Source organism: Rhodococcus sp. BP22 (assembly GCF_014281965.1).
Classification (GTDB): domain Bacteria; phylum Actinomycetota; class Actinomycetes; order Mycobacteriales; family Mycobacteriaceae; genus Rhodococcoides.
Genome location: NZ_JACFTB010000008.1, coordinates 177,522 through 199,210, shown reverse-complemented (window position 1 = coordinate 199,210; position 21,689 = coordinate 177,522). Strand labels below are relative to the sequence as shown.

The window sequence follows — 21,689 nt, the reverse complement described above, 5'->3', positions numbered from 1 at the left end:
GCTCTCGTGCTTCGGGTGCCTAGAAGTGGATGACACCTCGCATGTTCTTGCCGTCGCGTAGGTCCTGGTAGCCCTCGTTGACCTGCTCGAGGCTGTACGTCGTGGTGATCAACTCGTCCAGTTTCAGCTGTCCGGCGTCGTAGAGGCGCAGTAGTCGAACGATGTCGTACTGCGGGTTCGCCGACCCGAACAAAGTGCCCTTGATCGTCTTCTCGTTGAGCGTCAGATCAGTGCCCGAGACGTGCACGGTCAGGGCCGAAGGATCTGCAAGACCGGTGATGACGACGGTTCCGCCTTTGCCGATCGCGGCGGTCGCAGCCTGGACGACCTCTTCGTCGACGGTCCCGACGAGGATCAGCGCTTGATCGGCACCCTGTCCCCAGGTGAGCTCGGTGAGCTTTTCCTGCGCTGATGCGTAGTCTGCGAAAGCATGTGTGGCACCGAATTTCAGTGCTTGGTTGCGCTTGAATTCGAGCGGGTCGACGACGATGACGTGCTTGGCACCGGAGTGAACAGCGCCTTGCACGGCGTTGATGCCGAGGCCGCCGATGCCGTAGATGATGACCGAATCACCCGCTCGGACCCCGCCGGCGTAGACGGCGGTTCCCCAGCCGGAGGGGACACCGCAGCCGACGAGCACTGCGATTTCCAACGGCAGCCAGTCGTCGACCTTGACGACCGAGTGCTGGGAAATGGTTGCTCGATCGGCGAAGGTGCCGAGCATGCACATGGCGCCGAACTCGGTGCCCTTGCTGTCACGACGACGGAAGCTGCCGTCGGTCATGCTGCCTTCGAGAATGGTTGCGCCCATGTCGCACAGGCTTTGTCGGCCGGTCGAACAGTAGCGGCAGGTGCCGCAGTTCGGGATGAACGAGCATACGACGTGATCGCCGGGCTTGACCTTGGTGACGCCTGGCCCGACTTCTTCGATGATGCCGGAGCCTTCGTGGCCGCCGACGATCGGGAAACGTGGGGGCAGGTCCCCGTCGAGGAGGTGCAGATCCGAATGGCACAGCCCGGCGGCGACGTACTTGATGAGTACCTCGCCGGGTCCGGGGCCGTCCATGTCGAGTTCGATGATCTCGAACGGCTTGTGAGGCTCGAACAGAACGGCTGCTTTGATCTTCACGAAAATCTCCTACCGGTTGATGACGCTCGTACACCATCGTGACCTGGATCACGCCCGGCGAGTGTTCAGATATTGGACAACCTTTTTCAGCCCACGATGCCGAGGCCTTTCATCCGCTTGTACAGCGTGGTCCGGCTGATTCCCAGTCGCTCTGCCGTGGTGCGCTTGTTGCCGCCGTGGCGTTCGAGCTCACGAACGATTGCCTCGCGCATCGCGGCATCGAGAGCCCCCAGGCCAGCGGTAGGCGCTCCCGATTTCGGCCTGATCAGATCCCGCGCCGTGATGTCGCCGACCGAACGGGTGGCGGCGACCTCGGCCACCTCGCTCCGCAGTTCGGACAGATTGCCAGGCCAGTCGTAGCCCATCAGGGCAGTCATCGCAGCTGCCGTGATGCGGCGGTCGCTTCCACCCGGTACCTGCGCCAGGAAGGTGCGCACGAAGCCGGGGATCTCGTGCTTACGCGTCCGCAGTGGGGACAGTTCGATCGTCGAACTACATGCGGTGAGGAGTTGACGGTGCTCAGCGGACACCGCGGCCGTGGGACTCGAAGACACGGCAAACCATGCGGTCGCGCTCTGAAGCTGCACATAGAGACTTCGCGCGATCATCGGCGAGAGCAGATGAACATGTTCGATCACTACCGCACCGGCGGAATCGGCGAGTGCGGCACCCACGAGCGTCATCCACTCGTGCGGATCACTCGTCACGAGATCGACGGCGTCGAAGAACTTCGCGTCACCGGCAAGCTCGGACAGCACTGTGGTTCGCCCGGAGCCGGGTTCGCCGCTGACACTGGCGGTGGCTCCACGCTTCTTCTCGGCGCGGATCAACGGTGCAGCCGGTCTGCTGCACGACCCTTCGCGCAGCGGATCGATCTCGATCACGATGCCCGCACCGGAAGCCGGACGTTCCCATCGCACGGTGGCACGCACCCCCGAACTCAACGTCATCGATCGGACGACGCCTTGGCGGTGCACCGGATCGTCGGTCAGTGCCCGCAAGGCGGCGTGATCGACAGCATCGAGAAGTGTTCCTGCGCTGGTGTTCTCCAAAAATATTTCGTCGGCTATCGCGATGGCCGGTGCGCCGCGTCTGCGTGCCGAGGCACGCTGGAACGCTCCGAAGAGGAGCTGTTCGCTCCACCGGGTTTCCTCGAACAGTCGGTCCTGAATATCCGAGACAGCATTTCCGAGCATCGGCTCGAGCAACGGATTGTCGTCCGGCTCGAGGAAGGTGATGTCGAGTACGCCCTCGATCCGGCGGGTGACGGGGTGGACGATTGGATATCCATAGCAACTGAACATCTTCATCGATTCCATGTAATGCTCGTCGCCACGCACCGATACCGGCTTTCTGAGCTCGTGCACCGTCGCGATCGAATTGGTGCCCGAGGTGTTCTCGGTGAAAGTCCGACCCACCACCGTGCCCGTCGACTCCACAAGCGTGCGGACAGCGTCGGTACCGAATCTGATGTCGACGAGCTTTGCGTCGCGGTCGGCGAGGATGACGCAGTACCGACTGCCGCGCAGGACGCTGTCCATACGGTCGAGGACGGGGTCGGCAGCGGACAGCAAGCGTGAGCGCCGGTCCACTTCGGAGACGCTGAAATCCTCCAACGTGTCCGACGGGTCGAGGCCGCTGAGCCGAGCTCGACTCCACGACTGTGCGATCTGTTCACGAACCAGTTCCACGGTGTTCTCCACTCGGTGCACCCTCACCTGACGGTATCGAAGGCGTACGAGCTCTGGGGGCTTCTGCGCAAACTCGGTTCTTCCTGTAACCAACCGGGTTCGCGGGTAGCGTTTTTCTCATGGCATACAGATTTCTGGGCAACAGCGGATTCAAGGTTTCCGAGATCACCTATGGAAACTGGCTGACACACGGTTCGCAAGTGGAGAACGACGTCGCCACCAAGTGCGTGCACGCGGCTCTCGACGCGGGCATCACCACCTTCGATACCGCCGACGTCTACGCCAACGGCGCTGCAGAATCGGTACTCGGGGAGGCCCTGAAAGGGGTACGTCGGGAATCGCTCGAGATCTTCACCAAGGTCTACTTCCCGGTCGGACCGAAAGGCCCCAACGACACCGGATTGTCACGCAAGCACATCTTCGAAGGCATCGACGCGTCGTTGCGCAGGCTGGGCACCGACTACGTCGACCTTTATCAAGCGCATCGGTACGACGTCGAGACCCCGCTCGAGGAGACCATCGCCGCGTTCGGCGACATCGTCCGTCAGGGCAAGGCGCTGTACATCGGCGTCTCGGAGTGGGACGCCGACCAGCTGCGGCGAGGCCAGTCGCTGGCCAGGGAAAACGGATTTTCCATCGTCTCCAATCAGCCTCAGTACTCGGCACTGTGGCGGGTCATCGAGAAAGACGTGGTCCCGACCTCGAAAAAACTCGGCATCTCGCAGATCGTCTGGTCACCTATCGCGCAGGGCGTGCTCACCGGCAAATACCTGCCCGGGCAGCCGCTGCCGGAAGGTTCCCGCGCGACCGATGACAAGGGCGGAGACAAGATGATCTCCCGCTACCTCGAAGACGAGACGCTCACACGGGTGCAGAAACTCGCGCCCATTGCCGCAGACCTCGGCATCACCATGGCTCAACTTGCCGTCGCCTGGGTCTTGGCGAACGACAACGTGGCCGCCGCATTGGTCGGCGCTTCGCGGCCGGAACAGATCGCGGAGAACGTGAAAGCCTCCGAAGTCGTCCTGGACGCGGAGGTGTTGGGGAAGATCGACGACGCCCTTGCCGGATCCATCATCACCGATCCGAAACTGACGCGGTCTCCCGACGCCCGCCTCTGACCCGCAGTAAGGTGACGTTCATGCGCACATTCGGTCGTGGTTCCCGAACGAAAACGCCGCTGCCTCTGGCTCCCGCGAGGATTGTCGTCGTCGGAGGCGGGTTCGGTGGATTTCACGCATTGAGGCGTTTACAGAAACTGCTCGAACCCGAACGAGTGAGCCTGACGCTCGTCGCGCCGACCGACTATCTCCTGTACAGCCCACTCCTTCCCGAGGTCGCGACGGGTGTGCTGGACCCGCGTGACATCGCCGTCTCCATCAGGCAGACGTTGCGACGCACTCGCACCGTGCTCGGCCATGTCTCCTCGATCGACTTCGGCGAACGCACGCTGAGAGTCGAGGGCAGGGACGGGATCACCAAAATCGAGTGGGACAAGCTGATTCTCGCGCCAGGATCGGTCACCAGACAGTTCGACATACCGGGTGTCGCCGAGAATGCGCACGGGCTCAAGACATTGAGCGAGGCAACGTTCATCCGCAACCATGTCCTCGCGCAGCTCGATGTCGCCGACTCGTTGCCCGATACTCCGGCCGGTCGCGCAGAGCGTATCGAGCGGCTCACCGTCGTCGCGGTCGGCGCGGGGTACACGGGCACGGAATTCGTTGCGCAGATGCAGAACTGGGTCAAAGGAATAGCCACCCGCTGGGCGAGCATCGACCCGAGTGACGTGCGATGGCTTCTCGTCGACCTGGCGCCTGCGGTTCTACCGGAGCTGGGGGACAAGCTCGGCAAGGAAGCGATGGACGTGTTAACCGCACGGGGGGTCGAGATCCGGCTCGAGGTGTCGGTAGCGTCGGCCACTGCAACCTCGGTGACGCTGACCGACGGAACCGTCGTGCCGTCGAGGACTCTCGTGTGGGGCGCGGGAGTGGCGCCGAGTCCGCTGATCGCCAAGCTGGACCTGCCGACCGAGAAAGGTCGCCTCGTCGTGGAACCCGACATGACAGTTCCAGGAGTGCCGAACGTCTGGGCCATCGGCGATGCGGCTGCGGTGCCAGATCTCGCGTTGGACGCGTCGAAACCTACACCGCCGACTGCTCAACATGCGCAGCGGCAGGGGGTGCAGGTTGCGAAGAATGTGGCGGCAAGCCTCGGCGTCGGAGAATCGAAGCCATATTTCCACAAGGATCTCGGACTCGTCGCGGATCTGGGCGGATTCGACGGTGTTGCAAAGCCTTTGGGGATACCGCTGAAGGGGCCGGTCGCAAAGTTCGTTGCCCGCAGCTATCACCTTTATGCGTTGCCGACCGCCGCGGCGCGAGTTCGGGTGGCCACCGATTGGCTCTACTCGACGATCCTGCCGACTCGGGTTGTGAATCTGGACCAAGTGCGCGCCGAGGACGCCTTGATCGCGAAAGCGCAGGGCCAGTAGCTGGAACGGCCTTGTGTGCACCAGAAGGTGCGCACAAGGCCGCTGAAGGCTACTGAAGGTCACTGAAAGGTTACTTCAGGTGATGCACTTCCTGCAGGCCGAAGGTCGGGGTGTCGATGCCCTCGTAGCGCGCCTTGATCTGCAGTGCCAGGTACAGCGAATAGTGGCGTGACTGATGGAGATTGCCGCCATGGAACCACAGGTTCTTCTGCTGCGTCGGCTTCCACATGTTGCGCTGCTCTCCTTCCCACGGACCAGGATCCTTGGTGGTGTCCGAGCCGAGGCCCCAGCACTTGCCTACCTTGTCCGCGGTCTCCTGATCGATCAGGTCGGTGACCCAGCCGTTCATCGACCCGTAACCGGTGGCGTAGACGATGAGGTCTGCGGGCAGTTCTTTGCCGTCGGCTAGCACCACCCCGGTCTTGCTTATCCGATCGACCTGTCCGGCAACAAGTTTGATCTTTCCGTCCGCGACGAGTTCCGAGGCGCCAACATCGATGTAATATCCCGAACCCCGGCGCAGGTACTTCATGAACAACCCTGAACCGTCGTCACCGAAATCGTGCTGGAAGCCGGCCTTCTCCAGGCGATCGTAGAAGTCCTTGTCCTTCTCCGCTATCTGCTGGTACACCGGGATCTGGAACTCGTGCATGATCCGGTACGGCAACGAGGCGAACGTCAGATCGGCCTTCTGCGTGGTCATCCCGGATTCGACTGCACGCTCGGAATACAGGTCACCGAGGGCGATCTCGCACAGCGAGTCGGACTTGACGATGTGCGTGGACGATCGCTGCAGCATCGTCACGTCGACGCCTGTTTCGTAGAGTGCCTTGCAGATGTCGTGCGCTGAATTGTTGGATCCGACGACGACGACCTTCTTGCCGACATACGCGTCGGGACCGGGGTGTTCGCTCGAATGGTGCTGCTCGCCTTCGAACTCGTCCATTCCTGGGAAGTTCGGGACGTTCTTCTTACCGGACATTCCGGTGGCCATCACCAACTGTTTGGGTCGCAGGATCACTTCCTCGCCGTCGCGATCGAGGACGACGGTCCATTCTTCGGCGGCCTCGTCGTAGGTCGCCGACTTAGCGGTGGTCCGGCTCCAGTACGGAACCTCCATGACCTTGGTGTACATCTCGAGCCAATCGCCGATCTTGTCCTTCGGGGCGAAGACCGGCCAGTTTGCCGGGAACGGCAAGTACGGCAGGTGGTCGTACCAGACCGGATCGTGCAGGCACAGGGACTTGTAGCGTCCACGCCACTGATCCCCGGGCCGGTTCGCGCGATCGACAACGATCGCGGGCACGCCCATTTGGCGGAATCGTGCACCGAGAGCAATTCCGCCCTGGCCACCGCCGACGATCAACGCGTACGGCTGGACCGTGTAACCGAGTTCCTTCTCCTCGATCTCCTTCTTCTCCGCCCAGTTCTGGGTGTCGGCATTGGATCCGTGCACCGCGCCCTTGATCCGGGTGTGGCCCTGGCGCTCCTCGTAGCCTTTGAGCTCCTGCATCGTGGTGAGCAGCGTCCAGGCCGTGTCCTCCCCGGACTCCGGATCGCTCTTCAACCGCAGATGCCCCTTGCCGCGGCTGGTCGCGGTCTCGAACTCGATCCACGCCGAGGTGACACCGTCGGCCTCGTCCGGCGTCTCGATCGTTCGAAAGTTCGACGGGTCGGTGTCGTCGAGACGGGCCTCCAGCATGGCCGCGATGCCGTCACGGCCCTCGACGGTCTTCAGGTTCCACGTGAACGTGACCAGGTCTCGCCAGAAGCTGTCTACGGCGAACTTGGCAGCGACCCGCTCTATATCCCGGGCCGCCAGTGCTGCCTCGAAGTCTGCCAACCAGGCGTCGACGCGTTCCTGCGGGTTCTGAAACCGTGTTGTTTCCACCGGCTCGATGGTCTGGGTCATGCCAACTCCCTTGTTGCTCGTGTGCGTGCTCTGTGACCCAGCACACACCCTCGGCGCACGTTGGTCGAGAGTTGCAATGGGTTGCACGCGGCAGGAGCTCGAGAGGGCTGAACGTTTGTCCAGAGCTTGCTCGGTGACTCAGGCAAGCAACTCGGTGAGGTCGGCCCACAGCTGGGTTCGGGCTTCGGCGGTGATCGTCAGGGAGGGAATGGTCAGGAAGCCGTGGAAGATCCCGTCGTAGCGGCGGTGGGTGGTGGGCACTCCGGCGGCGCGGAGTTGTTCGGCGTAGGCAGTTCCCTCGTGGTCGAGTGGATCGCATCCGGCGGTGATGACGATGGCAGGCGGCAGGCCTGCGAGTGTGTCGGCTCGGCTGGGGGAGATGTGGTGGGGGTTGTCGGCAACGTGGACGCCGCCGGGTGCGTATTGCTGCCAGTACCACTGCATCGCGTTCCGAGTGTTGAAGTAGCCCTCGGCGTATTCGAGGTACGAGGGTGTGTCGAAGTCGTCGTCGATCACGGGGTAGATGAGGACTTGGCCTGCGATCGCGGGCCAGGTGCTGTCGCGGTCCATCAGGGCGGTCACCGCTGCCAGGTTTCCGCCTGCACTGTCCCCGGCGACGACCACCCGCTCGAGGTCGGCCCCCAGCTCGCCGGCGTGTACGCGAGCCCATTCGAGCGCCGCGTGTACGTCCATTGCCGCAGCAGGCGCAGGATGCTCGGGAGCTAGCCGGTAGTCGACCGAGATAACCACTGCGTCAACGGCATTCGTCATGTTTCGGCAGAACTCATCGTGAGTGTCCAGGTCGCAGAACACGAAGCCGCCGCCGTGTGCGAAGACGATGACCGGCCGTGTCGCGGCTGCGTGCGTGGTGCTCGAGAGTGGTTGGTAGATGCGTAGCGGGAGCGGGCCGCCGGGGCCGTCGATGACTGTATTGGTCACCGAACCAACGGGTTCCGGGTTCGAGGCGATCTGCTTGCGGGCCAGTACCGCGGCCCGTGCTTCGGCGCCCGTCATCTCCTCCACGCGTGGAAATCCGGTGTTCAGGATATCGAGCAGGGCTTGAACCTCGTCGGTGAGACGCATGATGCTCCGTTTCTCGGGTGTACTTTTCAGCGGGTCGAGTGGGGGGAATTCGGTGAGCGCAAGTTCAGTGGTGGTGGGCCAGCGCGTGAATCGTCTCGGTCAGTGCCACGCCCAACTCCTCGCATCTGTCAGGAGTGAGACGGGATGCTGGGCCGCTGATCACTATCGCACCCATCGGCGTTCCCGCGGCATCGAGTATCGCTGCACCGATGCTGTTCGACCCTTCGAGAACTGCACCTGCGCTCGAGGCCCAACCCCGTTGGCGAATCTGCTCGTACTCTGCCGTGGTCATCAACTTCTCAGGTGCCTGGGCTCGCGCCATACGCTGCGCCGGGTTCAAGTGGGCGAGGATCGCTCGGCCGGCGGAGCTCGTTTCGAATGGGTGAAGCTGCCCAACCGGCAGGGCGGTCCGAACCACCTGCATGCCCTCGGCAACGTCGGCCACGACGAGGTTGGTGTTGGTGAGCAGCGCGAGATGGACCGTCTCGCGGGTCGCGTCACGCAGTGGTCCGAGGAGTTGGCGTGCCCGACCTTGCAGGGACGACGACTGACGGGCCCGCCCGGAGACGACGATCGGCTTGGCGCCGAGTTCCCATTGCGGTGAAGAACCTGGTGCCGGTTGGATCCAGCCGGCCTCGTGCAGCGTGGCGAGAGTCCGCTGAAGTGCGCTTTTGTCCTCGCCTGTGGCCGTGCACAGCGCGGTGAGGCCGATCGGTTGGTGGGCAGCGATCGCCTCGAGAATCTCGAGGCCGCGGGTCAGACTGCGGACCGTCTTGACTGTGATTTGAATCCCACCTATCCTTCAGTGAAAGTGATACCCGGTATCACTCTACGATACCACAGTGTTTTCAGCCACAGTGTCGCCAGCCACAGCGTCGACCATCGGAGCCTTCGGGTCGTGAATGGCCCCTCGGGGCCGGCCATGGCCGGATCGATGGACATTCGACGTGAATCGAAAAGGAGCCTTCGATGGGATTCATCCCGACCGCGGACCGTCTGATGCCCGAACTCACCCCGGCAGAAGAGATCGTCATGCTTGCCCGCACCCTGTGGGCCGAAGGCTACTGCGACCACCTCGCGGGACACATCACCTACGCGGTCGGCGACGGCACGCTGCTCTGCAACCCATGGCTGCTGACCTGGGAAGAATTCGGTCCCGAGGATGTACTCCGTATCGACATGGACGGAAATCTGATCGAGGGCAACTGGCCGGTACCGCTGGGAATCCCGCTGCACCTCGCCCTGCACAAGGCGCGCCCGGACGTCACGTTCGCGCTGCACAATCACTCGGAGTACGGGACTGTCTGGGCCGATCTCAAAGAGATTCCGCCGATGCACGACCAGAGTTCGAGCCTGGGCGGAGGCGAGCTCGTCCTCGTCGACGAGTACGACGGCGGAGTGGACAACATGACCGCAGCCGCGGCTGCGATCCAGGGCGTCGGTGATGCGGATGTCGCACTCCTCGGTGGCCACGGCGTTTTCGTTCTCGGCAGCACCGCCCGCGCGATCTACCTGCGCGCGGTGAGCCTCGAGATTCGCTGCAAGAATGCTTGGCTGACTCGCGTCGCGGGTGGACCGGCGAAGTCCTCGCTGCCCGACTGGTGGGTCAACAACCAGGCTCGTAGCGACGGAAACGGCTACCACGGCTTCTGGGAGGCAGCAGTTCGTGCGGCGTTGCGCACCGAGCCCGAGCTGCTTGGAAAGATTGCCTCGGTGTCGGAGTGACGACTGCGCCCCCGAGCGCAGTCGTAGTACTGGTGCCGGATCAGCGGGGGATCGAAGCTTTCGATAGCCTGCCCGGAATCGAACCGATTCTCTGGGACCTGTCGAGTCCGCGCCCGGCCGGGGCCGACCGGGCCCAGGTCCTCGTGAGCCGCGGAGTCGCACCGGAGTTCGCCGCGCAGATGCACACCGAACTGCCGAACCTACGAATGGTTCAGCTGTTCAGCGCCGGACGAGACGCCTGGACCGGCATCGTCCCGGAAGGCGTGGTGATTTCCGGGGCGGATCGGGCACATGGCGGCCCGGTCGCGGAATGGGTTGTGGCGCAACTGCTCAACCACTATCGCGACCTGGTGGGTTACCGCGCGAAACAGAGCGCGCAGACGTGGGAACGGCACCCCACCGGCACCCTTGCCGGTAAACGAGTACTCGTACTCGGAGCCGGCGACATCGGGTTGAACGTCCAACAGAGAACTGTGCCCTTCGGCGCCGACGTGACGTTGGCGGCTCGCACCGCGCGAGAGGGCGTCGTCGATCTCGCGCAAGCGCGGGAGATGCTGCCCGAGCAGGATGTCGTCGTTCTGGCGCTCCCGCTCACAGCGGACACCCACCACTTGGTCGACGCGTCGTTCCTGGCGGCAATGCGCCCCGGGAGTGTGCTGGTCAACGCGGGCCGAGGACCGCTCGTCGACACCGATGCACTGCTCGCCGCGCTAGAGGATCAACGGCTTCACGCCATCCTCGACGTCACCGACCCGGAACCCCTGCCGTCCGGGCATCCGCTGTGGACCGCTCCGGGCGTGGTGATCACACCGCACAGTGCGGCCATCACCGATGACACTGCCAACCGCTGCTGGGACGCCATCGTTCGAAACGTCAGTGAATTCGTAACTCGGTAAATGTTGTCCGAACTCCAAATCCAGTGTGAAGTTTTCTACGAGAGGTACTCCGTGAAGGTTCGAAAGCAAGGTACGGCAAAGGTTGTGGGGGCATCCGCTGCCGCACTTATGTTGTTGTCAGCATGTGGTGGTGGGGCAACCGGGGGCAGTACGTCCAACTCGTCGGGCGAGATCGACCGGGACGCAGTCCTGCGGGTGACCACCGCGGCCCCTTCTCGAAACCTCGACCCGTATCTGCAGACCAGTTACAGCGGGGTCAGCTACATGACGCCGATTTTCGATCGTCTGACGATGATCGACGGTGACGACAACGTGGTACCCGGCCTTGCCGCATCGTGGGAATTCGCTCCGGACGGTTCCTACTTGGAACTCGCACTGCGCGACGACGTCACCTTCAACGACGGCACGCCGTTCGACGCCGCAGCTGTGGCCGCGAACATCCAGCGCGGCAAGACCTTGCCCGGCAGCACAGTGGTGAAATCGCTCAGTGACATCACCACGGTCGACGTCGTCGATCCCACCACGGTGCGCCTCAACCTCGCTCCCGGCTCCGGCGTGGAACTGCCGAGTGTGTTCGGCACCAATGTGGGAATGATGATCAGTCCCAAGACGATCGAAGCCGGCACCGACATCCAGAACGATCCCGGCAAGTCGGGTTCCGGCCCGTACGTCGTCTCCGCTTACATTCCGCAGGAGTCGCTGACGCTGACCCGCGCGGACGAGGACTATTGGGACGAGAAGGCCGGCCGTCTGAAGGGTATCGAGATCGTCGGAATGCCCGACGCATCGACGCGGCTCAACGGTGTGCGTACCGGTGCGACGGATCTGACCTGGGTCAGCTCGGCGAACGAGATCGTGGAGGCGCAGAGCCTTGCCAAGCAGAGTTCCTTGGGTGTCGAAGAAGTCGAGTTCCGAAATGTCCTCGGCTTGATGATGCGCGCGCAGGGTGACTTGACCGACCCGGCCGTTCGACAGGCCGCGGCGCGGGCGATCGATCCGGCAGCCATCAGCGCGCTGTTCTCCGATACCTGCACCCCGTACCAGCAGATGTACCCAGAGAGCAGCTGGCCCGCGGACGGCTCCTACGAGTACCCCTACACCTACGACGAGGCCGAGGCCAAGAAGCTTGCCGGCGGATCGCCGACGATTGCCCTTACTTTCGCGGCAGGAACGAACACCGAGAAGCCTGCCAACGTGATCCAGTCGCAGCTCTCGCAGGTGGGATTCAACGCGACCCTGAACCCGGCCCCGATCACCCAGACGGAGCCGCGATTCATCGCCGGTGATTTCGAGGCAATGGTCACCAACAGCTTCAGCCCGAAGATCGACCCGGAGGAGACGGTGGAAACCTACGTCACCGGCGCCTACGGCTTCGGTAACGGCAACCCCGAGATTGCCGCGAAGGCAAAGCAGGCTGCGGATCCGACACTGGCACAAGATGATCGCGCTGTGCTGTACAAGGAAATCTGGGCGATGGTGTTGAAAGAGGCGCTGTTCGTTCCGATCTGCCACCAGACGAACGCGACCATCTACTCCGACAAGGTCGTCGACGCGGAAAACATGCCTTGGGCCAATACCGGCACCTTCGATATCCGCACGGTCGCAATGGTCAAGTAGCACCCGTCTCACCCCGTCCGATTATCTCGACCCGAGAGGCAAGCCATGTTGCGATACGGAGGCCGGCGACTGCTGGCCGCAGTGCCGCTGCTGCTGATAGTGCCGTTTCTGATTTTCGTGCTGATCGACCTCACTCCGGGAGATCCCGCCGTCGTACTCGCCGGTGAGAACCCCACTCCCGAGCGGTTGGCGGCGATTCGCGAGAATCTGCGACTCGACGACAATGTGTTCGTTCGCTACGTGGACTGGGTCGGCGGGGTACTTCACGGCGATCTGGGCATGTCGTTCCTGTCGAACCAGTCGGTCACCGAGCTGATCAGCCGCCGGATGGCCACCACGATGTCGTTGGTTCTCTTCGCGATGGTCATCGCGATACTGGTCGGCGGGCTTCTCGGCATCGTGGCGGCCATCCGGCCGGGCGGGGTTATCGATCGAGCGGTCAACGTGGTGGCATCCATCGCCATTGCAATCCCCGCGTTCTGGTTCGGGCTGGTCCTGGTTTCACTGTTCGCAGTGAGCAACCAGATCTTTCCCGCGTTCGGCTACGTACCCTTGTCCGAGGGCGTGGTCCCGTGGCTGCAACACCTGGTGCTACCGGGCATAGCGTTGGCGCTACTGCCCGCCGCCGAAGTGACGTTGCAGCTGCGGTCCGCGCTCGGCAAGGTGCTCGAGAGCGATTACATTCTCAACGCCGAGGCCCGCGGGTTGTCCAAGACCAGCGTGATGTTCAAGCATGCACTCAAGAACGCATGCATCCCCGTGGTCACCGTTCTGGGCTTTCGAGTCTCCGAGGTGCTCGGCGGTGCCGTGACCATCGAGATCATCTACGGCATGCCCGGACTGGGCAGTCTCGCTGTCGACAGCGTGCAGAACCACGACATCCCGGTGCTGTTGGGCTTCGTCTTGTTCACCACGATCGTGGTGGTGCTGGTGAACCTTCTGGTAGATATCTCCTACGGCTACTTCAATCCGAAAGTTCGCTCATGACAACGCAGTCAGACGAAGAGTCGAAGACCGCGCCGCGGAAAACCGGTGGTGTGCTCAGCGGGATGCGCCGACGGCCAGCTGCCCTGATCGCTCTGGTATTCGTAGTTGCCCTGGCATTGATGGCCATCTTCGCGCCATGGATCGCCCCGTACGACCCGTACACGCAAGACCTGCTCGACAGGCTCTCGCCGCCGAGTGCCGAGCACTGGCTGGGCACCGATGACTACGGTCGGGATGCGTTGAGCCGGTTGATCTTCGGCGCTCGAATTTCGTTGACTGCTGCACTGCAGGCGGTGGGCCTTGCATTGGTCCTCGGGCTGCCGTTGGGTGTGATCGCCGGTTACGTCGGCGGTTGGATCGACACCGTGCTGACCAGAATCATGGATGCGCTGATGAGTGCACCTGCATTGGTTTTGGCAATCACCATCGTGGCGGTACTCGGCTCCGGAATCACCAATGCGATGGTTGCCGTCGGATTGGTCATGACGCCGCGGTTCTTCCGTGTCTCGAGGGCCTCCACGATGGACGTGCGACATGAGACGTACATCGAATCCGCTGTGGCACTGGGATGTCGGCCGATCCGCGTGATCGTGCGGCACATTCTGCCGAATGTGATGCCGCCCGTGGTGCTGGTGATTTCGGTGTCTCTCGGTTCGGCCGTTGCCGCCGAGGCCTCGTTGAGCTTCTTGGGTCTCGGCGCAAAGGCACCGGCCGCGAGCTGGGGTTCCATGCTCAGCACCGCGGCATCGAATATGCAGCTCGCCCCGTATCTCGTGTGGCCGCCCGGGGTCATGATCTTCCTGGCAGTACTTGCTTTCACCTACCTCGGTGACGGTGTGCGACGAGCGATGGTGAGGAGCCGAAGTGGTAGCGAAGATGCTTGACAAGAACTCGATGGAAAGCTCCGCCCGGAAAGACTCACCGCTCCTGCAGGTCCAGGACCTCACGGTGCAATTCCCCGCGGGTCGCGGAAAGTGGCTGACCGCAGTGGACGGGGTCTCCTTCGACCTCGCCGCCGGTGAATCCGTCGCATTGGTCGGTGAATCCGGTTCGGGTAAGACCGTGACCTCGCTGGCACTGATGGGGTTGACCGGCAGAACCGGTGGCAGGCTCGCACCGGGCTCCAAGGTGGTGTTCGACGGCCAGGATCTGACCGCGGCACCTGACCGCGTCTGGCGGGACCTTCGCGGCGGCGGAATGGGAATGATCTTCCAGCAGCCGATTCGTAGCCTCAATCCGGCGTTCACCGTGGGTGACCAGATCGCCGAATCGGTCCGCCGACACCTCGGACTGGGACGCAAGGCCGCGATGGCGAAAGCCGTCGAAATGTTGGAATTGGTTCAGATCCCCCGGGCCGCAGACCGAGTCAAAGAATATCCGCATGCGTTCAGCGGCGGCATGTGCCAGCGGGTCATGATCGCGATGGTGATGGCCAGCAATCCTCGAATGCTCATCGCCGACGAGCCGACCACCGCACTGGATGTGACGGTGCAGGCGACAATCCTGTCCTTGCTTCGAGATCTGCAGGAGCAGACGGGTGTCGCGATGCTGTTCGTCAGCCACGACCTCGCCGTCGTCGCCGAACTGTGCCAGAAGGTAATCGTCATGTACGCCGGCGAGAGCGCCGAAGAGGGCACGATCGACGACGTATTCTTCCGGCCGGCTCACCCGTACACCTCGGGCCTGCTTGCCTCCATCCCGCAGCCGAACTCCGGCACACGGCGTCGGCTCTCCGCCATTCCCGGTGGCATTCCCGCCGCCGCGGACTGGCCGTCGGGCTGCCGGTTCTTCGATCGCTGTGAGTACGCGAAGCCGGGCCTGTGCGATGCGGTGCATCCGTCGATGACTCAGGTGGACGGCACCAGCCATGCGCGTTGCGTGCGCGCCTCCGAACTGACACTTGCCGGGGTGACGATCTGATGAGCCTTCTCGAAGTATCGAACGTGTCCAAGACCTTCGACTCGGGACGAAACTGGTGGGGTCGGCCGAAACCGGGCGCCCCCTCGGTCAGCGACGTCAGTTTCACGCTCGAGGCTGGCGAATGTCTGGCCGTCGTCGGGGAATCCGGCGCGGGCAAGTCGACGGTCGGGCGCATCGTGCTGCGGTTGATCGAGCCCGATACCGGCACGATCATCTTCGACGGTGAAGATGTGCGTGCTGCCAAACCAGCAGCACTGCGTCAGATGCGACGTGGAATGCAGATGATCTTCCAGGATCCCCACAGTTGCCTGAACCCTCGGATGACCATCGGGGAAGCTGTCGCCGAGCCGTTGGTCGTGCACACCGATCTCGATCGGGCCGCGCGTGCGAAGGCGGTGCGCGAGCTGTTGAGCAAGGTGCACATCGGCTCTCGCTACCTCGACCGCTACCCATCGGAGCTGTCCGGCGGGCAACTTCAGCGTGTCGCGATCGCCAGGGCGCTGACGCTGAGCCCGAAGATGATCGTCTGCGACGAGCCGGTGGCTGCATTGGACGTCTCGGTGCGCGCGCAGGTGCTCAACCTGCTCCGCGACCTGCAGGACGAGCTGGGGTTGGCCTACCTGTTCATCGGCCACGACCTTGCTCTGATCGAGGTGATCGCAGACCGGGTACTGGTGATGGCTGCAGGTAAAATCGTGGAGTCGGGCGTGGTGGCGGACGTCTTCGCGAATCCGCAGGAGCAATACACCCGCACACTGCTCGACGCGATCCCCGTCCCGATCCCTCGACTGGCCAGGACCGTCGAAACCAGTTGATTTCTTATTTTGATTTTCACCCTATCGAAAGCTGTGAGGCATGGATTTCCAGTTAGACGTAGACCAGAAGCGCTGGCTCGAGGAGGTACGCGCGTTCCTCGGCGAGAATGTCACCCCGGCACTGCGCGCCGAAATGGCAGAGCACGACATCGAATTCCTCGGTGGCGAGGTCACTGCGTTCCGTAAGAAGATCGGCGACAAGGGCTGGTTCGGGCTGAACTGGCCCAAGGAGTTCGGCGGGCTCGGGCTCGGCGCGGTGTACCAGCACCTTCTGGTCAGTGAGTTCGAGTACTGGGGTGTACCCGGGCCGGACCTGACCGTCACCTCGGTAGCACCGATGATCATGCGAAATGGCACCGCTCGCAACCGGGAAGAGTTCTTGCCGCCGATCGCGCGCGGTGAGATGACCTGTGCGGTCGGTTATTCCGAGCCCGACGCCGGTACCGACCTCGCCAGCCTGCGGACTACCGCGGTGCTCGACGGTGACGAGTGGGTGATCAACGGATCCAAGATCTGGAACAGCATGGCGCAGCGCGTCACCCACGAGTGGCTGTGCGTGCGCACCGACAAGGACGTGCCCAAGCACAAGGGCATCTCGGTGATCATCGTGCCCATCGACGCACCCGGCATCACCATCCGTCCGATCATGGCGTGGTCGGATTACCGCACCAACGAGACGTTCTTCGACAACGTCCGGGTGCCGGTGACCAACCTGATCGGTGAGGTCAACCAGGGCTGGCGCTACATCATCGGCGCGCTGGACCTCGAACGCGGTGCCCTGACCAACGTCGGCGACCTGCGTCGCTCGGTGGACGAGCTCATCGGCCTGGCCAAGGACGAGCGCGCGGACGGCCTTCGCCCGATCGATGACCCGGCGCTACGTCGCAAGATCGCACAGCTCGACGCGGAGGTGGAGGCGGCCCGGCTGATGGGCTTCGAAGCCTCGTCACTGCTCGAGGACGGCATCATTCCGTCGGTACTGGTCAGCGCCGAGAAGATCTACTCGAGTGAGCTGCGCCAGCGCATCGCCGACGTCGGTACCCAGGTGCTCGGCATGGCGGGTGTTCTCTCGATCGGTACCGAGGGTGCTCCGCTCGACGGAAAGTTCGAACGGCTCTACCGCGCCGCACCGCTGTTGCGGTTCGGTGCAGGCGCCAACGAAGTGCTCAGAGACGTCATCGCCCAGCGTGGGCACGGCTTGCCGCGCGGCGGACGATGACCATGAGCTGCGTAGACAAGATCAAGAGGAGAAAGTCATGAGACTCGTTCCCACGGAGGAGCAGTCGGAGCTGCGATCGGTTCTCCGTTCGCTGTTCGTCAAGGAGTGCACGCCCGAGCTGGTTCGTAAGTGGAAAGCTGCCGGTTCCGAATCGGCCGGGACGGCGTTCCCGGACTCGCTCTGGCGCGCACTGACCGAGATGGGCGTGTTCGGTTTGGCGCTCGAAGAAGAGCTCGGCGGGGCAGGTGCAACGCTCAACGAGCTCGGCATCTTCTACTCCGAGGCCGGGCGGGCACTGTGCCCGTCCATCGTCTACAGCACGCTGGCGTTCGGCATCGCGCTGGACCGACTGGCCGGCCAGGAGATGCGCGAGCAGTACCTTCCGCGTCTTGCGGCGGGCGAACTGCGGGCCGGGGTTGCGCTCTGGGATGCCGCCGACGCACACAATGTGAGTCCCACCCTGACGGCGACGCGCGCAGACGGAGGCTGGACGCTCAGCGGCCTCCTGCCGTTCGTGGAGAACGCAGAGTTGGCCGAACTCCTGCTCGTGACGGCCACCGCGACCGTGTTCGCGGAGCCGAACCGAGTGCTCGGCTTGCTCGTCGAGCCCGGTGGGCAGGGATGGACGAGTACGTGGCAGCCGACCATTGCAGGTGAGCACCAGTACCGCGTCGAGCTCGACGGGCTTTTCGTTCCGGACGAGCGGGTACTTGCCGGCGATGCCGGGCTGGCGCTCAACGAGGTGCGGTGGGTGGCAGACGTAGTCACCGCTTTGCAGTGCGTGGAAATGTCCGGCGGCGGCGCTGCCGTGCTGGAGCGGACCGTGGATTACGTGCGTACCCGCGAGCAGTTCGGACGCCCGATCGGCATCTTCCAGGCGGTCCAGCACATCGTCGCCGACATTCACATCGCACTCGAGGCGTCGCGACTGTCCGCAGATTCGGCAGTCTGGTGGCTCGCACGCGGCGAGCAGGCAGGCCGCAACGTGGCGATTGCCAAAATGCACGCCAGCGAGGCCTACAAGTGGGCAACGCTCAACGCACACCAGGTCCACGGCGGAATGGGGTACGTCCGAGAGACGGACCTGCATCTGTGGTCCGAGCGGGCCAAAGTATCCGAGATCCGCGGCGGTACGGCAGATGTGGCCGCGCGCTGGCTAGAGGAGGAGATCGGCCTTGTCCATTGAGCCGCAAGCACTTTCAGGACTACGTGTCATCGACCTGTCTCGGTGGGTGGCGGGTGAGTACGCGACGAAGCTGTTCGCAGACTTCGGCGCGGAGGTCATCAAGATCGAACGGCCCGGCGAAGGCAGCCTGACGCGTCGATGGGGTCCGTTCCCCGGCGACGTGCCGGACCCCGAGGCCAGCGCGCTGTTTCTGCACTTGAACACCAACAAGCAGTCGGTGGCACTCGATCTACACGACCCCGCCGATGTGGAGGTCCTGCTCACCTTGATCGAGACCGCCGACGCTGTGGTCGAGTCGTTCCGTCCCGGGCATCTCGAGAGCCTCGGTATTGGTCCCGACGTGCTGCGCGCGCGGAACCCGCGGCTGGTGATCACCCGCATCAGTGCCTTCGGCCAGACCGGGCCCAATCGGGACCGGGAAGCCACCGGCATCACGCTGCAGGCAGCCGGCGGCCCGATGAACGCGACGGGCGCGGCCGACCGTGCTCCGCTGCGTAAGCCGGGTCTGCTCGAGCACTACACGATCGGGCGTTCGGCGGGTGAGGCCACGATGGCCGGCATCTTCCATGCCCGGCGCACAGGCTCGGGTTCGGTGATCGATGTGTCCGGGCAGGAAGTATTGCTCGCTGGTGCAGACCGCCGTGCGTCGTACCTGCTCTCGGCGGCCTACTCGGGAATGGTGGCGCCGCGAGGGGTCCGTAGCCCGCACCGGCATGGGGCGACCTTCACCGGGCCATTCCGCACCAACGACGGCTTCGTGATGATCTACGTGACCAACCAGGCCTTCTGGAACCGGTTGATCGACCTCGCCGGAAAAGACGACCCAGAGTTCCACGAGCGCTTCCACGGCCGCCAAACGGTGACCGGCCAGGATCGCGAGGACTTCATCACTTACATCAGCGACTGGTGCCTGGCGCACTCGAAGATCGACCTGATGGAGCGCTGCGAGGCGGCTCGTATCCCGGTCACCGCATTCATGGAGGTCTCGGAGTTGTTGGAGGCCGAGCACTTTCGTGGACGCGGCGCCTTCGTCGAGGTCGAGCATCCCGTCGCAGGCACGTTGTCCTACACGGCCGCGCCGTGGCGGATGCGCGGTGGTCATGCGATCAAAACGGCCGCGCCGCTGCTCGATCAGCACGGTGCACGGATTCGGGAGCAGAACGAGCAGAAGGTGAGCCAGGCATGAGCTATCCACTCGAAGGCATCCGCGTTGTCGATCTGACTGTCGTGTGGTCCGGCCCGGGCGCGACGGCACTGCTGGGTGATCTCGGTGCCGAGGTGATTCGGCTCGAGGGCAACAACCGCGCCAGCAGGCAGGTGTCCGCGAAGACGACGAAGGAACTCATCGCCTCCACCGGTTACCACGGCGGCACGTACCCGGACAAGGATCCGGGCGAACGACCGTACGAGCGGACCGCGCTCTTCAATTGGCACTCACGGAACAAGCTGGCCGCGTGCGCGAACTTGGAGACCGAAGAAGGCCATGCCGCCGCTATCGAGTTGATCAAGATCAGTGATGTGCTGGTGGAGAACAACTCCAACGGCACGCTCGAGAAGCTGGGACTGGGCCACGAGGCGCTGCTGGCGATCAACCCACGCCTGGTGGTGGTACGGATGCCGCCGATGGGAATGAGCGGACCCATGAGCGACTACCTCGGCTACGGGCCGAACTTCAACTCGCTCGTCGGCATCGCAGCAATGGACGGGTACGAGGGCGAAGAGCCCGATTCGGCAGGCGAGAACTACCACATGGACGAGGCGGCCCCCGCGGGCGTCGCATTCGCGGTGATGGCAGCGCTGTGGGATCGCGAACGCACCGGACTCGGCGGGCTCGTCGAGTTTCCGCAGGCGGAAGCGGTCATGGCCGACATCGGCGAGTTCGTGCTCGACTGCCAGATGAACGCACGTAACCCGCAGGTGCTCGGCAACACCGACCTGCACATGCTTCAGGACGTGTTCCTCTCCGCCGACGAGGACCGCTGGCTCGCGGTATCTGTGCGCGACGACCGAGATTGGGTCGCGATGGCAGCACTCGTCGACCCCGAAGGACTGGCAGGGATGGGTGAGACGGCCGCGTTGCGGGCGGAGAACTCCGCCGCAATCCGAGCAGTACTGGCGGGTTGGTGCCACAAGCGGCCGGCTGAGCAAGCCGTCCAGGAACTGCAGGACGTCGGCGTGCCAGCGGGCGAGGTCATGAGCGAAACTCGGTTGCTCGAGGACCCGCACCTGGCCGCGCGCGGCTGGTTCCAGGAGCGCAGCCACCCGTCGGTGGGCACGCACCGCTACCCCGGCCACCCGTGGCGAGCAGAGGGTTTCGACCTGGCATTCGGCCGGGCGGTTCCGGGCTTCGGCGAGGACAACGAGTACCTCTACAAGGAATTGCTCGGATACTCCGCCGAGCAGTACGCCGACCAGGTGGCTCGTGGCTTGATCACCGACCACCAGATTGCTTGACAGACAGATGCATTCGAACACAACACAGTTAGGCGGGCAACCGATGCCAGAAACAGCAGAGTCGTTGATCCCGGACGAGGTCGCAGCCCGGATCGGAACGGTCGTAGCGACCGCGACAGGTGCTGTCGTTCAGCGTGATTGGCAGCGGTGGGCCGTGTCCGTACGCGAGGACAACCCGCTGTACTTCGACGGGGACTACGCACGCGAACACGGTTACGCCAACGTCATCTGTCCTCCGCTCTACGTGCAGTACGCGATCCTCGGCGTCACCCCGATCGACACCCTGCGCGTCGACGGTTCCTCCGGTGCCGCATCCGGGAACCTGACGTTCCCCAAGTGCCCCAAGCGGATGGCAGGCGGCGAGAGCACCACGTTCCTGCGCCCCTCCTACGACGGCGACGTGATCACCTCGGTGCGCACAGTCGAGTCGATCGTGGAGAAGCAAGGCCGCTCAGGGCGTTTCGTGCTAGTGACGTGGAAGACCGCGTACACCAATCAGCGTCGTGAACTGGTTGCCGAAGCTACGACGTCGATGATCGCCCGGCCATGAGAGAAGGAAAA

Annotated in this window: 19 protein-coding genes; 14 read left to right on the top strand and 5 right to left on the bottom strand. The window is 63.6% G+C overall.

Going from position 1 to position 21,689, the window contains the following annotated elements; translation table 11 throughout:
- Nucleotides 1-19: 19 nt before the first annotated feature.
- Both H2510_RS18185 and H2510_RS18180 read right to left on the bottom strand, forming a co-directional pair.
- Nucleotides 20-1,129, bottom strand: a complete 1,110-nt coding sequence (locus tag H2510_RS18185) for an NDMA-dependent alcohol dehydrogenase (RefSeq protein ID WP_186629688.1) — start codon at nucleotides 1,127-1,129, stop codon at nucleotides 20-22.
- A gap of 86 nt (nucleotides 1,130-1,215) precedes the next feature.
- Nucleotides 1,216-2,832: a helix-turn-helix domain-containing protein gene (locus H2510_RS18180; protein ID WP_315901419.1), complete on the bottom strand. Its 1,617-nt coding sequence runs from the start codon at nucleotides 2,830-2,832 to the stop codon at nucleotides 1,216-1,218.
- Nucleotides 2,833-2,939: 107 nt separating this feature from the next.
- Between H2510_RS18180 and H2510_RS18175 the strand changes: the two genes are divergently transcribed.
- Together H2510_RS18175 and H2510_RS18170 are read left to right on the top strand one after the other, a co-directional pair.
- The gene (locus H2510_RS18175) at nucleotides 2,940-3,941 is read left to right on the top strand and encodes an aldo/keto reductase family protein (protein ID WP_186629687.1); all 1,002 of its coding nucleotides are present in this window, start codon (nucleotides 2,940-2,942) and stop codon (nucleotides 3,939-3,941) included.
- A gap of 20 nt (nucleotides 3,942-3,961) precedes the next feature.
- A complete protein-coding gene (locus tag H2510_RS18170) occupies nucleotides 3,962-5,314 on the top strand; it encodes an NAD(P)/FAD-dependent oxidoreductase (RefSeq protein WP_186629686.1) in 1,353 nt (450 codons plus the stop codon).
- Nucleotides 5,315-5,384: 70 nt separating this feature from the next.
- Here the strand turns inward: H2510_RS18170 and H2510_RS18165 are convergent, their stop codons facing one another.
- The 3 genes from H2510_RS18165 to H2510_RS21260 all read right to left on the bottom strand — a co-directional run bounded on the left by H2510_RS18165 (nucleotide 5,385) and on the right by H2510_RS21260 (nucleotide 9,069).
- Nucleotides 5,385-7,226, bottom strand: a complete 1,842-nt coding sequence (locus H2510_RS18165; protein ID WP_186629685.1) for an NAD(P)/FAD-dependent oxidoreductase — start codon at nucleotides 7,224-7,226, stop codon at nucleotides 5,385-5,387.
- A 138-nt stretch (nucleotides 7,227-7,364) separates the two neighbouring features.
- Nucleotides 7,365-8,309 (bottom strand): alpha/beta hydrolase, encoded by a 945-nt coding sequence (locus H2510_RS18160; RefSeq protein WP_186629684.1) that lies wholly within the window; start codon nucleotides 8,307-8,309, stop codon nucleotides 7,365-7,367.
- 64 nt (nucleotides 8,310-8,373) lie between these two features.
- Nucleotides 8,374-9,069, bottom strand: coding sequence for an IclR family transcriptional regulator (locus tag H2510_RS21260; protein WP_222438907.1), 696 nt, complete (start codon nucleotides 9,067-9,069; stop codon nucleotides 8,374-8,376).
- Between the two features lie 209 nt (nucleotides 9,070-9,278).
- Between H2510_RS21260 and H2510_RS18150 the strand changes: the two genes are divergently transcribed.
- Genes H2510_RS18150 through H2510_RS18095 form a run of 12 tightly spaced genes read left to right on the top strand, consistent with a single transcriptional unit; the run spans nucleotide 9,279 to nucleotide 21,678 of the window.
- On the top strand, nucleotides 9,279-10,034 hold the full coding sequence (locus tag H2510_RS18150) for a class II aldolase/adducin family protein (RefSeq protein WP_186629683.1): 756 nt from the start codon (nucleotides 9,279-9,281) through the stop codon (nucleotides 10,032-10,034).
- On the top strand, nucleotides 10,031-10,930 hold the full coding sequence (locus tag H2510_RS18145; protein ID WP_186629682.1) for an NAD(P)-dependent oxidoreductase: 900 nt from the start codon (nucleotides 10,031-10,033) through the stop codon (nucleotides 10,928-10,930). The genes H2510_RS18150 and H2510_RS18145 overlap by 4 nt, the downstream gene beginning before the upstream one ends.
- 51 nt (nucleotides 10,931-10,981) lie before the next feature.
- Nucleotides 10,982-12,547 (top strand): ABC transporter substrate-binding protein, encoded by a 1,566-nt coding sequence (locus H2510_RS18140; protein WP_315901418.1) that lies wholly within the window; start codon nucleotides 10,982-10,984, stop codon nucleotides 12,545-12,547.
- Between the two features lie 45 nt (nucleotides 12,548-12,592).
- Nucleotides 12,593-13,534, top strand: a complete 942-nt coding sequence (locus H2510_RS18135; RefSeq protein ID WP_186629680.1) for an ABC transporter permease — start codon at nucleotides 12,593-12,595, stop codon at nucleotides 13,532-13,534.
- Complete coding sequence (locus H2510_RS18130; protein ID WP_088941912.1) at nucleotides 13,531-14,418, top strand: ABC transporter permease; 888 nt, start codon at nucleotides 13,531-13,533, stop codon at nucleotides 14,416-14,418. The genes H2510_RS18135 and H2510_RS18130 overlap by 4 nt, the downstream gene beginning before the upstream one ends.
- Nucleotides 14,411-15,454, top strand: a complete 1,044-nt coding sequence (locus H2510_RS18125) for an ABC transporter ATP-binding protein (RefSeq protein ID WP_186629679.1) — start codon at nucleotides 14,411-14,413, stop codon at nucleotides 15,452-15,454. Before H2510_RS18130 ends, H2510_RS18125 begins: the two co-directional genes overlap by 8 nt.
- Nucleotides 15,454-16,269 (top strand): ATP-binding cassette domain-containing protein, encoded by an 816-nt coding sequence (locus tag H2510_RS18120; RefSeq protein WP_088941914.1) that lies wholly within the window; start codon nucleotides 15,454-15,456, stop codon nucleotides 16,267-16,269. Before H2510_RS18125 ends, H2510_RS18120 begins: the two co-directional genes overlap by 1 nt.
- Nucleotides 16,270-16,309: 40 nt before the next feature.
- A complete protein-coding gene (locus tag H2510_RS18115; protein ID WP_186629678.1) occupies nucleotides 16,310-17,488 on the top strand; it encodes an acyl-CoA dehydrogenase family protein in 1,179 nt (392 codons plus the stop codon).
- Nucleotides 17,489-17,525: 37 nt separating this feature from the next.
- On the top strand, nucleotides 17,526-18,674 hold the full coding sequence (locus H2510_RS18110; RefSeq protein WP_186629677.1) for an acyl-CoA dehydrogenase family protein: 1,149 nt from the start codon (nucleotides 17,526-17,528) through the stop codon (nucleotides 18,672-18,674).
- Complete coding sequence (locus tag H2510_RS18105) at nucleotides 18,664-19,860, top strand: CaiB/BaiF CoA-transferase family protein (protein ID WP_186629676.1); 1,197 nt, start codon at nucleotides 18,664-18,666, stop codon at nucleotides 19,858-19,860. The genes H2510_RS18110 and H2510_RS18105 overlap by 11 nt, the downstream gene beginning before the upstream one ends.
- Nucleotides 19,857-21,128, top strand: coding sequence for a CaiB/BaiF CoA-transferase family protein (locus tag H2510_RS18100; protein ID WP_186629675.1), 1,272 nt, complete (start codon nucleotides 19,857-19,859; stop codon nucleotides 21,126-21,128). The genes H2510_RS18105 and H2510_RS18100 overlap by 4 nt, the downstream gene beginning before the upstream one ends.
- Before the next feature lie 43 nt (nucleotides 21,129-21,171).
- Complete coding sequence (locus tag H2510_RS18095) at nucleotides 21,172-21,678, top strand: MaoC family dehydratase N-terminal domain-containing protein (RefSeq protein ID WP_186629674.1); 507 nt, start codon at nucleotides 21,172-21,174, stop codon at nucleotides 21,676-21,678.
- Nucleotides 21,679-21,689: the final 11 nt, after the last annotated feature.

Excerpts from the sequence above, each read along its gene's own strand:
- H2510_RS18175 (WP_186629687.1), top strand. The coding sequence starts at position 2,940 with ATGGCATACAGATTTCTGGGCAACAGCGGATTCAAGGTTTCCGAGATC.
- H2510_RS18170 (WP_186629686.1), top strand. The coding sequence starts at position 3,962 with ATGCGCACATTCGGTCGTGGTTCCCGAACGAAAACGCCGCTGCCTCTG.
- H2510_RS18165 (WP_186629685.1), bottom strand. The coding sequence starts at position 7,226 with ATGACCCAGACCATCGAGCCGGTGGAAACAACACGGTTTCAGAACCCG.
- H2510_RS18160 (WP_186629684.1), bottom strand. The coding sequence starts at position 8,309 with ATGCGTCTCACCGACGAGGTTCAAGCCCTGCTCGATATCCTGAACACC.
- H2510_RS18150 (WP_186629683.1), top strand. The coding sequence starts at position 9,279 with ATGGGATTCATCCCGACCGCGGACCGTCTGATGCCCGAACTCACCCCG.
- H2510_RS18135 (WP_186629680.1), top strand. The coding sequence starts at position 12,593 with ATGTTGCGATACGGAGGCCGGCGACTGCTGGCCGCAGTGCCGCTGCTG.
- H2510_RS18130 (WP_088941912.1), top strand. The coding sequence starts at position 13,531 with ATGACAACGCAGTCAGACGAAGAGTCGAAGACCGCGCCGCGGAAAACC.
- H2510_RS18125 (WP_186629679.1), top strand. The coding sequence starts at position 14,411 with ATGCTTGACAAGAACTCGATGGAAAGCTCCGCCCGGAAAGACTCACCG.
- H2510_RS18120 (WP_088941914.1), top strand. The coding sequence starts at position 15,454 with ATGAGCCTTCTCGAAGTATCGAACGTGTCCAAGACCTTCGACTCGGGA.
- H2510_RS18115 (WP_186629678.1), top strand. The coding sequence starts at position 16,310 with ATGGATTTCCAGTTAGACGTAGACCAGAAGCGCTGGCTCGAGGAGGTA.
- H2510_RS18110 (WP_186629677.1), top strand. The coding sequence starts at position 17,526 with ATGAGACTCGTTCCCACGGAGGAGCAGTCGGAGCTGCGATCGGTTCTC.
- H2510_RS18100 (WP_186629675.1), top strand. The coding sequence starts at position 19,857 with ATGAGCTATCCACTCGAAGGCATCCGCGTTGTCGATCTGACTGTCGTG.
- H2510_RS18095 (WP_186629674.1), top strand. The coding sequence starts at position 21,172 with ATGCCAGAAACAGCAGAGTCGTTGATCCCGGACGAGGTCGCAGCCCGG.